Origin of the sequence: Salinarimonas chemoclinalis (assembly GCF_041514305.1) — a bacterium.
In the GTDB taxonomy this organism is placed as follows: domain Bacteria; phylum Pseudomonadota; class Alphaproteobacteria; order Rhizobiales; family Beijerinckiaceae; genus Salinarimonas; species Salinarimonas chemoclinalis.
In genome coordinates, this window is sequence record NZ_JBGMWH010000010.1 from 14,843 (window position 1) to 29,316 (window position 14,474).

General features: G+C 71.2%; 14 protein-coding genes. 7 read left to right on the forward strand and 7 right to left on the reverse strand.

The window, feature by feature from the left end; translation table 11 throughout:
- Window positions 1–38 precede the first annotated feature (38 nt).
- A complete protein-coding gene (locus AB9M23_RS15380) occupies window positions 39–617 on the forward strand; it encodes a TerD family protein (protein WP_372425445.1) in 579 nt (192 codons plus the stop codon).
- Window positions 618–702: 85 nt separating this feature from the next.
- Here AB9M23_RS15380 and AB9M23_RS15385 read toward each other — a convergent pair whose 3' ends face one another.
- The 4 genes from AB9M23_RS15385 to AB9M23_RS15400 all read right to left on the reverse strand — a co-directional run bounded on the left by AB9M23_RS15385 (window position 703) and on the right by AB9M23_RS15400 (window position 5,041).
- The gene (locus tag AB9M23_RS15385) at window positions 703–1,551 is read right to left on the reverse strand and encodes a C40 family peptidase (protein WP_372425446.1); all 849 of its coding nucleotides are present in this window, start codon (window positions 1,549–1,551) and stop codon (window positions 703–705) included.
- A gap of 601 nt (window positions 1,552–2,152) precedes the next feature.
- A complete protein-coding gene (locus AB9M23_RS15390) occupies window positions 2,153–3,691 on the reverse strand; it encodes an ABC transporter ATP-binding protein (protein ID WP_372425447.1) in 1,539 nt (512 codons plus the stop codon).
- 37 nt (window positions 3,692–3,728) lie between these two features.
- Window positions 3,729–4,745, reverse strand: a complete 1,017-nt coding sequence (locus tag AB9M23_RS15395) for a BMP family lipoprotein (protein ID WP_372425448.1) — start codon at window positions 4,743–4,745, stop codon at window positions 3,729–3,731.
- 107 nt (window positions 4,746–4,852) lie between these two features.
- A complete protein-coding gene (locus AB9M23_RS15400) occupies window positions 4,853–5,041 on the reverse strand; it encodes a hypothetical protein (RefSeq protein WP_372425449.1) in 189 nt (62 codons plus the stop codon).
- A 418-nt stretch (window positions 5,042–5,459) separates the two neighbouring features.
- Between AB9M23_RS15400 and AB9M23_RS15405 the strand changes: the two genes are divergently transcribed.
- Complete coding sequence (locus tag AB9M23_RS15405; protein WP_372425565.1) at window positions 5,460–5,741, forward strand: BrnT family toxin; 282 nt, start codon at window positions 5,460–5,462, stop codon at window positions 5,739–5,741.
- Window positions 5,723–6,094: a helix-turn-helix domain-containing protein gene (locus AB9M23_RS15410; RefSeq protein WP_372425450.1), complete on the forward strand. Its 372-nt coding sequence runs from the start codon at window positions 5,723–5,725 to the stop codon at window positions 6,092–6,094. Before AB9M23_RS15405 ends, AB9M23_RS15410 begins: the two co-directional genes overlap by 19 nt.
- A 39-nt stretch (window positions 6,095–6,133) precedes the next feature.
- Here the strand turns inward: AB9M23_RS15410 and AB9M23_RS15415 are convergent, their stop codons facing one another.
- Complete coding sequence (locus AB9M23_RS15415) at window positions 6,134–6,784, reverse strand: CDP-alcohol phosphatidyltransferase family protein (protein WP_372425451.1); 651 nt, start codon at window positions 6,782–6,784, stop codon at window positions 6,134–6,136.
- Window positions 6,785–6,919: 135 nt separating this feature from the next.
- Here AB9M23_RS15415 and apaG point away from each other — a divergent pair, with 135 nt between their 5' ends.
- Both apaG and argE read left to right on the forward strand, forming a co-directional pair.
- A complete protein-coding gene (apaG, locus tag AB9M23_RS15420) occupies window positions 6,920–7,312 on the forward strand; it encodes a Co2+/Mg2+ efflux facilitator ApaG/CorD (RefSeq protein ID WP_372425452.1) in 393 nt (130 codons plus the stop codon).
- 33 nt (window positions 7,313–7,345) lie between these two features.
- Complete coding sequence (gene argE / locus AB9M23_RS15425; protein ID WP_372425453.1) at window positions 7,346–8,509, forward strand: acetylornithine deacetylase; 1,164 nt, start codon at window positions 7,346–7,348, stop codon at window positions 8,507–8,509.
- A 6-nt stretch (window positions 8,510–8,515) separates the two neighbouring features.
- Here argE and AB9M23_RS15430 read toward each other — a convergent pair whose 3' ends face one another.
- Entirely contained in the window at window positions 8,516–9,685 is a 1,170-nt protein-coding gene (locus AB9M23_RS15430; protein WP_372425454.1) for a TadE/TadG family type IV pilus assembly protein, read from the reverse strand.
- A gap of 416 nt (window positions 9,686–10,101) precedes the next feature.
- Here AB9M23_RS15430 and AB9M23_RS15435 point away from each other — a divergent pair, with 416 nt between their 5' ends.
- Both AB9M23_RS15435 and AB9M23_RS15440 read left to right on the forward strand, forming a co-directional pair.
- Window positions 10,102–10,626, forward strand: a complete 525-nt coding sequence (locus AB9M23_RS15435) for a hypothetical protein (protein ID WP_372425455.1) — start codon at window positions 10,102–10,104, stop codon at window positions 10,624–10,626.
- 106 nt (window positions 10,627–10,732) lie between these two features.
- Complete coding sequence (locus tag AB9M23_RS15440; protein ID WP_372425456.1) at window positions 10,733–13,747, forward strand: N-6 DNA methylase; 3,015 nt, start codon at window positions 10,733–10,735, stop codon at window positions 13,745–13,747.
- 12 nt (window positions 13,748–13,759) lie between these two features.
- On the opposite strand, the gene AB9M23_RS15445 is transcribed toward AB9M23_RS15440, so the two are convergent.
- Window positions 13,760–14,425, reverse strand: coding sequence for an endonuclease V (locus tag AB9M23_RS15445; protein WP_372425457.1), 666 nt, complete (start codon window positions 14,423–14,425; stop codon window positions 13,760–13,762).
- Between the last annotated feature and the right edge of the window lie 49 nt (window positions 14,426–14,474).

Genomic DNA, 14,474 nt, shown 5'->3' on the forward strand with positions numbered 1-14,474 from the left:
AGGCGGCCGGTGGCCGCGCAACCATAGAGGAGACGATCATGGGTGTTTCTCTCTCGAAGGGCGGCAATGTATCCCTGTCCAAGGAGGCCCCCGGGCTGACGAACGTCATCGTCGGCCTCGGCTGGGATCCGCGCGCCACGGACGGCGCCGAGTTCGACCTCGACGCGAGCGTGTTCCTGGTCAAGGACGACGGCAAGGTCCGCACCGACCAGGACTTCATCTTCTACAACAACCTGAAGAGCGTCGACGGCTCCATCGAGCACACCGGTGACAACCGCACCGGCGAGGGCGACGGGGACGACGAGGCCGTGAAGGTCAACCTGGCGGGCGTGCCCGCGGAGGTGAAGCGCCTCGTATTCGCCGTGACGATCCACGAGGGCGAGGCGCGCAAGCAGAACTTCGGCCAGGTGTCGAACGCCTTCATCCGCGTCGTGAACGCCGCCGGCGGCGCCGAGATCGCCCGCTACGACCTCTCGGAGGACGCCTCCGTCGAGACGGCGATGATCTTCGGCGAGGTCTACCGGCACGGCGACGAGTGGAAGTTCAAGGCCGTCGGCCAGGGCTTCGCCGGCGGGCTCGGCCCGCTCGCGCGCCATCACGGCGTGAACGTGGGCTGATCGCGCCCTCGTCCAGGCCGGACGAAACGAGGCCCGTCGCGCACCGCGCGGCGGGCCTTCGTACGTCGGGCGGTCCTTCGCCGCTTCAGGCGAGCCGCGCGAGGCGCGTCACCGGCCCGAAGCTCTTCGCGAGGATGCGGCTGCTGGCCTCGGCGAGCGGCTCGCTCGCCACAGTCATGTGGTGACCGTTGGCGTGAAGCAGGGTCTCGCCGTCGCGCATGATGCCGACGTGACCCTTCCAGAAGACGAGATCGCCCCGGGCGAGCGGCGCATTCTCCGGCAGCGTCTCGCCGAGCGCCGCCTCCTGCATGTCGGTGTCGCGCGGGCAGGCGCGGCCGGCCGCGTGGAGCGCCGCGCGCACGAGGCCCGAGCAGTCGAGCCCGAGGCTCGAGACGCCGCCCCAGAGGTAGGGCGTGTGCAGGAAGCGCTCCGCCACGGCGACGAAGTCCGGCTCGGGCGGGGCGCCGCGCCCGGCGAGGTGGGGCATGTGGAGCCAGCCGGCACCGGGCGCGCGCCCGAAGTCGCCGCGGATCTCGTCGACGTTCACTTCGGCACCGAGGCTCAGCCAGCCCGCGACCGGCAGCTTCATCGAGGGGCCGGGATAGAGGAAGGTGCGCAGCGCCGCGACGCGATGCGTCGGCGCCGGCTCGGGATCGGCGAGCGCATCCGCCGAGAGCCAGCCGACATAGCCGTCCCGCGCCAGGCGACCGAAGGCGAAGCCCTCCTCGTCGACGTCGAGCACGTCCACCGCCTCCCCCATCAGGGCCTGCGTGTCGATGCCCGCGTCGAGCCGCGGCTGCGGCCGCAGGTCGACGAGGGGCGCGCGCACGCGCCGTCGCGTCGGCACGAGGTAACGCGCGGCGGGGACGATGCCCTCGAGCGCAGCGTCGGCGAGGTCGGGTCGGGCGAGGGTGAGGCGGCGGTCGTGGGTCATGCGGTGTCCGGAAGAGGCGGGTCGGCTGGCCGTGCGAGCGGTCGAGAAGGCGAAGCGAGACGGGGCGGGACGATGGGCGGGATCATGCCGCACGCTGCGGATGAAGGCCGCCGCGGGTCTCCCCGCTCCCTCATCGCTAGTCGCTTTACACCTCTCCGGCACGTCGGGTCGAACGACGGACCTCGCGACGCAGGATGCCGGCCCTCTCCTTCCCTGTAGGGGAAGGTGGATCGGCGGCGAAGCCGACGAGACGGATGGGGCGCGGCGCGCAGCGACGCGTTCCGCGAAGCGGAAGCCTCGGTGTCCGGCCCCACCGGTGCTCTTCGGCTTCGCCGAACGCGCGTCCCGCGCGCCCCATCCGTCTCGGCTTCGCCGAGCCACCTTCCCCTACAGGGAAGGACAGGGGGCGCCGACGTCTCTCGGCCGCCTTCCGGGCACCGGTCGTCCAGAGCCGAGAGAGGCGCAGGAGACGCGTGGATCGACGCGCCCGCGAGATAGCAGGGAGATCCGCCGGCGGCCGTCATCGGCGGATCGTTCACCTCGTTTCCATGTGATCCACGGCGCAACGATCGTGTCGGCGAGCCTCTCCACGGCAGGTGCATCACGCCGCCACGCCCGCCATCAGCAGACCGAGCTCGCCCTCGTTCGTCTCCTCCGGCCGGCGCTCGCCGGTGACCGTGCCGCCGCACATCGCGAGGATGCGGTCCGACAGGCTCATGATCTCGTCGAGCTCGACGGAGACGAGCAGGATCGCCACGCCCTGATCGCGCAGCGCGATCAGGCGCTTGTGGATGAACTCGATTGCGCCGATGTCGACGCCCCGCGTCGGCTGGCCGACGAGCAGGACCTTGGGGCCGCGCTCGATTTCCCGGGCCAGAACGAGCTTCTGCTGGTTGCCGCCGGAGAAGTTCGCGGTCTTCAGCCGCGGCGCCGGCGGGCGCACGTCGTACATCTCCATCTTGCGTTGCGCGTCGGCGATCATCCGCCCCTGGCTGAGGATCGGCCCCGTCCCGTAGGCGGGGTCGTTCGTGAAGCCGAGCGCCGCGCTCTCCCAGGCTTCGAAGGACGGCACGAGGCCCATGCGGATGCGGTCCTCGGGCACGTGCAGGAGGCCCATCGCGCGCAGGCGGTGCGGATCGCGCTCACCGGCCTCGAGCACGCGCCCGCCCACCGCGATCGTTCCGGTCGCGATCGGCCGCATGCCGGCGATCGCCTCGAGCAACTCGCTCTGGCCGTTGCCCGCGACGCCGGCGATGCCGACGATCTCGCCGGCGCGCACGTCGAAGGAGACGTCGATCACGCGCATGACGCCGAGCTGGTCGGCGACGGAGAGGTTGCGCACGGAAAGCATCGGCTCGCCGGGCCGGTGGTCGCCCTTCTCGACGTGCAGGAGCACGTGGCGGCCGACCATCAGGTCGGCGAGCTGCGCGGGCGAGGTGTCGGCGGTGCGGACGGTCGCCACCATCTCGCCGCGGCGCATGACGGAGACATTGTCCGTCGCCGCCATGATCTCGTGCAGCTTGTGCGTGATCAGCACGATCGTGACGCCGCGGGACTTCAGCGTCCGCAGGAGCTCGAAAAGCCCTTGCGCCTCGTGCGGGGTCAGCACGGCGGTGGGCTCGTCGAGGATCAGGATCTCGGCGCCCCGGTAGAGCGCCTTGATGATCTCGACGCGCTGCTGGAGGCCGACCGAGAGGTCTCCCACCAGCGCGTCGGGATCGATGGTGAGGCCGTAGTCCGCGGCGAAGCGCGCCAGCTCCTCGCGCACCTTGGCCTCGCCGCCGGCGAGCAGCTGCCCGCCCTCCGCGCCGAGCATGACGTTCTCGACGACGGTGAGCGTGTCCACCAGCATGAAGTGCTGGTGGACCATGCCGATGCCCGCCGCGATCGCATCCGCGGAGGAACGGATGCGCAGCCGCTGCCCCTTCACCCTGACCTCCCCCGAATCGGCCTCGTAGAAGCCGTACAGGATCGACATCAGGGTCGACTTGCCGGCGCCGTTCTCGCCCACGATGCCGTGGATGCTGCCGGCCTCGACCCGGAGGTTCACGTCCTTGTTGGCGTGGACCGGGCCGAAGCTCTTGTTGACGCCGACGAGCTCGATGGCGGGGGACGACGCGGAGAAGGACGCGGAGGACATGGACGGGACGACCCTCGGGCTCGTGCTCGCGACGCGATCACATGGACACGGCCGGGCAGGACGAATCCGTCATGTAGTCGTGCACCATGACGTCGCCGGCGATGATCGCCGCCTCGGCCTCGGCGACCGCGTCGCGCATCTCCTGCGTGATCAGGCTCTCGTTGTTCTCGTCGAGCGCCCAGCCGACGCCGCCCTCGGCGAGGCCCAGGACCTGCACGCCGGCCTCGAACTCGCCCGCCCGGGAGGCGGTGAAGAGCTGGTAGGTGGCGTTGTCCACACGCTTGAGCATGGAGGTCAGCACCGAGCCGGGATGCATCATGTTCTGGTTCGAGTCGACGCCGATGCCGAGCTTGCCGGCGTCCGCCGCCGCGCGCAGCACGCCGACGCCGGTGCCGCCGGCCGCGTGGTAGATCACGTCCGCGCCCTGCTCGATCTGCGAGCGGGTGAGCTCGCCGCCGCGCACGGGGTCGTTCCAGGCGGCGCCCGTCGTGCCCGTCATGTTGACGATCACCTCGGCGTCCGGCGAGACCGCCTTCACGCCCTGGGCGTAGCCGCAGGCGAACTTGCGGATGAGCGGGATGTCCATGCCGCCGACGAAGCCGACCGTGTCCGTCTCGGACGCGAGCGCTGCGAGCATGCCGACGAGGTAGGAGCCCTCGTGCTCCTTGAAGACGTAGGAGGCGACGTTCGGCAGGTCGATGACCGAGTCGATGATGGCGAAGTCGGTCTCCGGGAACTCGGCGGCGACGCGCTCGAGCGCCGACTGCTGCGAGAAGCCCACCGCCAGGATGGGCTCGAAGCCCTGCTCGGCGAAGCGGCGCATGGCCTGCTCGCGCTGGGCGTCGTTCTGCGGCTCGAACTCGCGGAAGTCGATGCCGGTCTCCTCCTGGAAGCGTGTGGCGCCGTTGAACACGCCCTCATTGAACGAACGGTCGAACTTTCCGCCCAGATCGTAGATGATGGCCGGGCGCACCTCGTCCTGTGCCGCGGCCGGGCCGAAGGCGGCGAACGTGAGCGCGGTCGCGCCCAGGAGGGCGGTGATCGTCTTCTTCATGTGAGCGAACCCCTCTTGCGGAGCGGAGGCGATACCTCCGTTGGCCGCCAAGGTGGCACGGGCTTTCCCTTACAGTAAAGCCCGTTCGCGTCGCACGCCGGCGATATTCACGGCCGACGCGCGGGCCCGCCGCGCCGCGCCATGGCGGCGCGGACGTGGATGCCCGCGAGGGTCCGTCGCGCGGCCGCGATCCGCCGATCGGCGAGCTCTCCCGAGAGCGCGCGCACGGCGGCGAGCGCCGCCTCGAGCGTCGCGGCCGCGTCGGCCTCCGGATACCTGCCGGACCTCTCCTGCATCCGTCTGCTCCCGACGTTCGATCGCGCCTCGTCGACGATGGCCGCGCCGCGCGTCATCGCGGTGCTTTGCGGCGGGCGCGCGGCCCGGATGCGGCGCGCAGGCGGCGATTCCGCAACGGAATGCGCTTCGTACGGGCGTGTAAAAATTGGGCAACCATGCTGTCCTTTTCAGCTTGGTTTTTGCACCGCACGCGCCTATCTTCGGATCGTGGCCGACGCGATCCGTCGCCCGGCCACATGCCCTCCTTGGGCGTTTCCTCCCTAGACTCAAGGCCGCCGCACCCCGGCGGCTTTTTTTTGACCGATTTACGAAATTCAAGGTAGCTTCAATGTGCTTTACTTCTAATTGGTTGCGACCGTCTTCTGAGCAGAGTAGATCTCGGGTGTGCCGCAGTTGCCACGCTTCGAATGGGACCAAGTGAAGGCCGCCTCGAACGAGGCGAAGCATTGCGTCGCATTCGAGGAGGCGAGCTTGGTCTTTCTCGATCCGAGCCGTGTCACCTGGCGGGATGGCCGGCATCACTATGGGGAGCTTCGTCTCCGAACGGTCGGTCGTTGCGGGAACGCTCTGCTCTTTGTGTGCTATACTATTCGCGGAGGCTGCAATCGGCTGATCTCAGCGCGTCTCGCAAATCGCGGCGAAAGGCGGCTGTACGAGGACGGACCAGGAGGAGGGCGAACATGGCGATCGTCAGAATGACCATAGAGGAGGCCCTCGCGGCCGTGCGCCGCCTCCCGCCCGAGCACCGCGCCCGCCTCGCGGCCATGACCGACGAGGAGATCGATCGCCGTGCGCTGGAAGATCCGGACGCGCAACCGATGACCGACGACGAGCTCGCACGCGCCGTCGCCGGGCACCGGGTGCGGCTCGCGCGCGAGCGCGATGGCCTGTCCCAGGCGGACTTCGCCCGCCGCTACGGCCTCCCCCCCGAGACGGTCGAGGCGCTGGAGGACGGCGCTCTCCTGCCCGACCCGGCGCTCGACGCCTACCTTCGCGCCATCGAGGCCGATCCCGACGGCGTGCGGCGATCGCTCGCCGCGAGCGCGCGGTGAGGCCGCGCAGCCCACCGCGCCGCCCACGCGTCCACGAGCCTACGGCGCGTCCCCTCCCCCGCCGCCTTCGCCGTCATCGTCCTCGTCGCGGAACAGCACCCAGGCGAAGGCGATCCGCGCGATCGCCGTCATCGCCGTGAGCCCGGCGAAGGCGTAGGCGATCAGCGGGAACCAGGCCGGGAAGAGAATCATCAGTGCGAAGACGAGGATGGTCTCCGTTCCCTCCGCCAGCCCGGCGGTGAAGTAGATCGACTTCACCCCCCGCGAGGCGGTCTCCATCCCGCGCTTGGCCGCCACCGCCGCGAAGGCGAGGAAGCTCGCGCCGTTCACGTAGAACGCGAACAGGATCACCGCCGCGGGCAGGCCGAAGGCCGCCGGGTCGCGCAGCGCGAAGCCGAGCGGCACCGCGCCGTAGAAGGCGAAGTCGCAGACGATGTCGAGGAAGCCGCCGCGGTCCGTCTTCTTGCTCGCGCGCGCCACCGCCCCGTCGAGCCCGTCGCACAGGCGCGACAGCGCCAGCATCGCGAGGGCGACGGCGTCCGCGGACGCCGCGATCGCGGCCGCGCAGGCGAGCCCGAAGGCGAGGCCCGCCATCGTGATCGCATCCGCCCCGACGCCCGCGCGGGCGAGGATCGCCCCCGCCCGGTCGAGCGGCGGATCGATCAGGCGGCGCATCACTCCGTCGAGCACGGATGCCCCCCCGCGTGGGTGGACGGCCCGTCGCGATTGACGATGGGCCCTTGCCGGCTTACCACCTCGTGCATCATCTCACCTCGTGTCCGCACGGGCAGGACGCGCCCGCGCCCACCGCGTCGGAGGCCGCTCATGTACACCGCCGTGACGAACGGCGTCCGCGTGACCGTGACGCCGTCCTACCTGGAGGAGCAGTCCCGCCCCGAGGAGGGGCGGTACTTCTTCGCCTACACCGTGGAGATCGTGAACCTCAATCCCGAGCGGGTGCGCCTACGCGATCGTTACTGGCGGATCGTCGACGGTCACGGGCGCGTTCAGGAGGTGCACGGCGCGGGCGTGGTCGGCCAGCAGCCCGTGCTCGGCCCCGGCGAGATGTTCACCTACACGAGCGGTTGCCCGCTGGACACGCCCGACGGCACGATGCAAGGCCACTACCGCATGGAGCGCGGCGAGGGCGAGGTCTTCGAGGCCGAGATCCCCGCCTTCTCCCTCGACGCACCGGACGCGCGCCGCTCGCTGCACTGATCGTTCCCCACCCGCCGGAAGGTCCCCGCCTCGATGAGCCCCGCTCCCCTGTCGCCGCTCGAGATGCTCGAGCGGCTCGTCGGCTTCGACACCGAGAGCCAGAAGTCGAACCTCCCGCTCGTCGACTTCGCCCAGGACTGGCTCGCCGCGCACGGCGTCGAGGCGATCCGGCTGCCGAACGCGGCCGGCGACAAGGCGGCGCTCGTCGCCACCATCGGCCCGCGGGTCGAAGGCGGCATCGTGCTCTCGGGCCACACCGACGTCGTCCCGGTCGCGGGCCAGGTCTGGTCGAGCGACCCGTACCGCCTGCGCGTCGCGGACGGGCGGGCGTACGGCCGCGGCACGACCGACATGAAGGGCTTCGACGCGCTCGTGCTCGCCCTCGTGCCCCATTTCGTCGCCGCCGATCTCGCGCGGCCGATCCACATCGTCCTCTCCTACGACGAGGAGACGACCTGCCTCGGCGTCGTCGACGCCATCGCGGCCTTCGGGCGCGACCTGCCGCGGCCCGCCGCGGTGATCGTCGGCGAGCCGACGGGCCTCGAGGTGGCGGACGCGCACAAGGGCGTCGCCATGTGCGAGACGCGGGTCGGGGGCACGGAGGCGCATTCCTCGCGCATCACGGAGGGCGCGAGCGCCGTCATGGCGGCGGGCGCGCTGGTCGCGCGGCTCAACGCGCTCGGCGACCGGCTGATCGGCGACGGCGACCCGACGGGACGCTTCGACCCGCCCTTCTCGACGCTGCACGTCGCCACCATCGCCGGCGGCAGCGCGCGCAACATCCTCGCGCGCGACTGCGCCGTCGGCTGGGAGATCCGCTACATCCCCGGCGTCGACATGGGCGCGCTCCAGGCCGAGGTCGAGGCGCTCTCGCGCGCCGTCGAGGCCGAGCGGCTGACGCGGTACGGCCCCTTCGGCGCGATCTCGAACGTCTGGTCGGTGGACGTGCCCGGGCTCGCGCCGGAGCCGGGCTCGGAGGCCGAGCGGCTCGCGCTGCGCGTTGCGCGGCGCAACCGGCCGGTGACCGTCTCCTACGGCAGCGAGGCCGGCCGTTTCCAGGGCGCGGGCCTGCCCACGGTCCTGTGCGGGCCCGGCGACATCGCCCGCGCCCACAAGGCGGACGAGTACATCACCCTCGACGAACTCGCCGACGGCGAGGCCTTCCTGCGGCGGCTGGCGGCCGAGCTCCGCCGCTGAGCCGCGTCAGCGCACGAGACGCACCTCCGCGCCCGCCGAGGCGCCGGCGTTCTCGGGCGCGAGTCGCCAGTCCGCCACGTTGAGGATGAGCCGGTCGACGACCATGCCGATCCGGTCGGACTCGATGCGCGAGCGCGCGTTCATCACGAGCTCGCGGCTCGGGAGGTAGACGAGCCCCTCGAGCGTGTTGCCGTTGGCGTTGTTGAGGATGAACTGCGATCGCGGGAGCCCCGGCGCCTCGAAGAGCAGGATGCCTGCGGTCTCGCCGCCCTCCGGCGCCGAGAGCGCGACGTCCATGCCGCTGTTGAACTGGATCTTCGCCGTGGACGGGAAGTAGAACGTCACGCCCTCGCCGCGCCAGACGCCGCCGTTCACGTTCCAGCCGCCGTCCTTCACGACGTAGAGGCCCGGCTCCAGCGTGACCCGCGGCGCGCCGTTGAAGTTGTGCCAGCCGCAATACACGCCGGGCGAGAGGGTGACGTTGCCTCCATTGTAGTTTCCATTCGAGTAGTCGCAGGCGCCGACCTGCGGCACCGGCAGGGAGCCCGCATAGGGGTCCTCCGCCGCGGCGCAGCCGAGCTCGAGGCCGGACACCGTCGCACCGTTGTCGATGATGTCGCGCCCCGCGACGCACAGCCGGCGGACGGAGACCTCCGCGCCGGCGTTGAGGATGGCCGCCGGGTTCGCGCGGCTGCGCACGTGGATCTCGCAATCGGGCGCGTGCACGTCCGCGCCGCTGTTGACGAGGAAGGGCTGCGGCGTGCGCTCGTCGAGGACGAGCACGCACGGCCCGTTCGGCGCGCTTGCGCGCACGGCCTCCGCCCTGACCTCGGCATCGAAGGATCGACGGCCCACCACGCCGAGGAAGACGGTGGGGACGCTGAAGCCGACCTCGCCGACCACCCGCCCGCCTTCGCCGAGCGAGAAGCGCGCGTCGACGCCCTCCACGCCCGCGATCCGGGTCGTATCGAAGGCGCGCTCCGCCACGGCCGCATGATCCTGCGGCGCCCGCGCGCCGGCGATCACGGCGGCGTCGAGCGTCGACTGGATCTCCGCGCGCACGCTGGTGGTGCGGGTGTAGTCGACCGCCGCGCCCGCGAGCCCGATGACGGGAACCAGCACGAGGGCGAGGGGGATCACGGCGCTGCCGCGCGTGTCGTAGAGGAAGCGGCGCATGGACGGAGGTCTCCGATCGTCCACTACGGCTTAGCTCGAGATTATGAATCGCTGCTTATGATCCATGTACGGAAACGTTCTCGGGAGTCGGTCTCCCCAGGACTCCGGACCGTCGTCGAGCGTCCGGATACGAACGGGTTTCGGGCTCGCCTCTGCATTCGCACAGTATTTCATTAATCATCTGCTCGATCGACGCTCCGAACGCGATGATCCGCGGTGCTTCCATTTCTGAAGATATCTCTGAGAATTTGGAACGGTCGTTCGTCGAGCGGCGGAGCGCACTCGTGTAGACCGGCTGCGGGCCATGCGGCGTCTCGCTTCCGCCGTCTGCCCCTGTACGACGACGACACCGGCCGCCCCGGTCGACGCGAAAGCGGCGGCCGGGGCGGCCGTCCCCCCTTTCACCGGAGCCCCCGATGGTGCCACCGACCGACCGACCCACCCCGCGCGCGCCGCAGCCCGTGCAGAGGGACAGGCCCCGGAAGGAGCGCACGCTCCCCATCGACAAGGACGTCTTCGCGCATCGCCTCTGGCAGGCGATCAAGCGCAGCGGCCTGACCTATCGCGAGACCGCGCGCCTCGCACAGGAGCGCCTGCCGGCGGGCATGCGGATCTCGGACGTGAGCGTCTGGTCGTACGCCAAGGGTCGCAGCCTGCCCCGACGCATGGCTCAGATCGAGGCGTTGGCCGAGGTGCTCGGGGTCGGCGTGAACGACCTCGTCGAGGAGGTCGACTCGATGCGCGCGCCGGCCCCCGCGTGCGCCGCCCGGTCCGGCACCCGCCTCGAGGACCTCGGCGACGGCCGCGCCCGCCTCGTCGTCGACCTCGCCCTGCCCTGGGACCGCGCCATCGCCGCCCTGCGGCTCTTGAAGGGCGACGAGGCGGGGGACGCCATCGCGGCGCCGGCGACGGACCGAGACCCTTCCGACGACCGGTGTTGACGCACCGCCCCACGCTGGAGAGCCGGAACGAAACGGCGACATCGGCTTGACCGCGCGCCCGCTTTCTCGCACACCAAGTGCTCGGGGATGCGAGGGTGCGAGCGACGTGTCGGTATCTGAGAGGGTCAGCGCGCTCCTGGCGCATCTGGCGAGCCGTCCGGGGCACGACGAGGTCAAGGCGGACTTCCGCGACCTCCTGGTGGAGGAGTTCGACGCCGCCCTCCACGACATCCGCTTCGAGCAGCGCATCGAGGTGCGCTCGCGCACCGACGCGCTGATCGGGCGCACCGTCTTCGAGGCCAAGCGCGACCTCGTCGCCGAGCGCGGCGACGTCGAGCGCAAGATGCCGGACTATCTGGCCAACCGCGAGCAGGAGGAGGGCGAGCGCTTCGTGGGCCTCGCCTCCGACGGGCGGCTGTGGATCGCCTACGAGCTCGTCGAGGGCGCGCTCGTGGAGGTGCGCCGCGCGACGCTCGATCCCGAGCGGCCGGTCGAGTTCCTCGCCTTTCTCGACGGCGTGCTCGCGCTGAAGGCTTCGCTGCCGACGGACGAGCTGACGCTCAAGTCGGAGCTGGGTCAGGACTCGGTCGCCTACCGCCGCGCCGCGCGCGATCTCGAGAAACTGTGGGCGAGCCTGAAGGACGATCCCGCGGTGGCGCTCAAGCGCCAGCTCTGGGCGCAACTCCTCACCCTCGTCTACGGCAAGGACGTCGAGTCCGACGCGCTGTTCGTCCAGCACACGTTCCTCGTCATCGTGGCGAAGGCGATCGCCGGGGCGGTGCTGGAGATTCGCGAGGACGACCCCGCCCGCCTCCTCTCGGGCGAGGCCTTCCAGGCGGCGGGGATCTACGGCGCGGTGGAGAGCGACTTCTTCGACTGGATCGTCGCCGCCCCGGAGGGCGCGGCGCTGGTGCGGCGCATCCTCGCGCACGTGCGCCGCTTCCGGCTGCGCGAGGCGCGCACCGACGTGCTCAAGACGCTCTACGAGAGCCTCATCGACCGTGCCGAGCGCCATGGGCTCGGCGAGTACTACACGCCGGACTGGCTCGCGGCGAAGGTGGTGAAGAACTGCGTCTCGCGTCCCCTCGAGCAGACCGTGCTCGACCCCGCCTGCGGCTCCGGCGCCTTCCTCTTCCACGCCATCCGCCTCGTCCTCGCGGAGGCCGAGGACGGCGACCTGCCGGAGGCGGAGCGCGCCGGGCGCACGACCGAGCTCGTGGCCGGCATGGACATCCACCCCGTCGCGGTGATCATCGCGCGCGTGACGTACCTCCTCGCGCTGGCGCCGGTGCTGCACGCGCGCAAGGGCTCGATCTCGATCCCGGTCTATCTCGGGGACGCGCTCCAGCTCTCGATCACGGACGTGATGGGCTTGAAGGAGCTGACGGTGCGCGTGCCGCCGGCGCCCGACGGCACCGGCGCGACGAAGCTCGACTTCCCCGACGTGTTCTGCCGCGACGCCGGGCTGTTCGACAAGGCGATCGAGGTGCTGCGCTCGGGCTCGGAGTCCGGCGCGAGCCGCGACCAGGTCGAGTACCGGCTCGTGCGCGAGATCGAGATGCACTACATGCGCGACCTCACCGCGGAGGAGCGCGACGCCGTGCCCGACATGGGCACGACCTACGAGACCTTCGACCGGCTGCGCCGCGAGGGTCGCGACTCGGTGTGGGCCTACGTCGCGCGAAACCTCTCGCGCCCCCTCGCCTTCTCCCACCGCGGCGGCTGGGCGAGCGTGCTCGTCGGCAACCCGCCCTGGGTCGCCTTCCGGCACATGAGCGAGGGCCTCCAGAAGCGCTTCCGCGAGCTGGCGCGGGGCGAGCGCGTGCACGTCGGCGGGCGCTTCGCCACGCAGAACGACCTGTGCGCGCTCTTCGCCGTGCGCGCCGCCGGGCTCTACCTGCGCGCCTCGGGCCGGCTCGGCCTCGTCCTGCCGCTGGCGGTGCTCACCCGCGGGCAGTTCGAGAAGCTGCGCGGCGGCTCGTTCGACTCCCTGCGCATCCATTGGGACGAGGCCTGGGTGATGGACCGGGACGTGGAGCCGCTGTTCCCCGTTCCCTCCTGCGCCGTCTTCGGGCGGCGCCGCGCGATCGCCAGGCCGATCCCCACGACGGTGCGCCGCTATTCCGGCGGCCTCGCCGGCCAGCGCGACGCGCCCGAGGAGGTCGCCGACCGGCTCCTTACGGTAGTCGAGAACGCGCCGGCGCCGAGCGAGGCGCGGTTCGAGGGCGGATCGCCCTATCGCAAGCTGTTTCGGCAGGGCGCGACGCTGGTGCCGCGCATGCTCGTCCTCGTCGAGCGCCGCAGCCTCGGCAAGCTCGGCTCGAACACGGCGAAGCCCGCGGTGACGAGCCGCCGCTCGAGCCAGGAGAAGGAGCCGTGGAAATCCGCGCCGGGCGTCGAGCACCCGGTCGAGGCGGAGTTCCTTCGGCCGGTGCTGCTGGGGGAGAGCGTCCTGCCCTACCGGATCGGGCAGGCGTTCGAGGGCGTGGTGCCGGTGACCGACAAGGGAGAGCTGCTGGACGCAGAGGGAGCGGCGAACCGAGGATATGACGGGATCACGGGCTGGATGCGAGCCGCCGAGAGGACCTGGAAGGAAACCGGCGAGAGCCCCGGCATGACGCTGATCGGGCGATGGAACTACCACAACGAGCTCGGCTCGCAGTTCCCCATATCGCCGCTGCGCGTCGTCTACGCCAAAGCCGGCTCCCAGCCCGCGGCCTGCGTGGTCCGAGACACCCAAGCCGTCATCGACCACAAGCTCTACTGGTTCGCCCCCGCCTCCGAGGACGAGGCGCACTTCCTCGCCGCGCTCGTCAATTCGGAGACGACCCGCGCCCGCTCGGAGCACCTCCAGTCCCGCGGCCTGTTCGGGGCGCGGGACTTCGACAAGGTCGTCTGGTCGCTGCCGATCCCCCGCTTCGATCCGGCGGTCGCCCTGCATCGCGAGATCGCCGCGGCGGCGCGGGAGGCGGAGGCGCTCGCCGCCGCCGTCCCCCTTCCGGACGCCGCCCGCTTCCAGCGCGCCCGCGCCCTCGTCCGCACCGCACTCGCGGACGCGGGCCTCGCCGCACGCATCGACGCCCTCGTCGCCCGTCTGCTCGACGGAGCCGGTGCGGGGTGACGGGCGAGACGGCTAGGGCGCGGGTTCGCCCTGCCCCGCCTTGTGGGCGAGCCGGATCGGCTCGGGCAGGCGGTACTTCTCGGTGGTGCGCAGGACGAGCGCGACGGCGCTGTCGAGGTCCGCGCGGTGGCCGGGCGAGATGAACATCGGGTTCATCCGCGTGCGCGTGCGCACCGCCATGCCGATCGTCTCGCCCCCGTCGGTGAGCGGCGCCATCGCGCCCTTGTCCTCGGGCAGGAGCGCGAACCGCCCGCACAGCCGCGTCTTGCCGCAACCGATCGTCGGGCGCTCGAGGAAGAGCCCGAGATGGCAGGCGGTGCCGAAGCGCTGGGGGTGTGCGATACCGGCGCCGTCGAAGAGGAAGACGTCGGGCACGTGCTCGAGCTTGGCGAAGGCGTCGAGGAGCGCCGGCCCCTCCCGGAAGCTGGTCATCGCCGGCGTGTTGGGCAAGCGCACCGTGCCGTGGCCGTGCACGGTCTCGACCGGCTGGAGATCCGGGAAGGTGGCGACGACGGCGTGCGCCGTGTCGTCCTTGATGACGACGTCCGAGCCCGCGATCAGGTGGATCGCGTCGAGATCGAGCGGGGTGGAGATGTCGATGTCGCCCCGGAGCTCCTCCTGGAGGCGCAGGGCGGCGTCGACGTCGAGATCCCAATCGTGGCGGCGTTCGAGCTTCATGGACGCCCAAACGCCGCGAGGCTCCGCAAAGTTGCGGATGCGCCGCCCG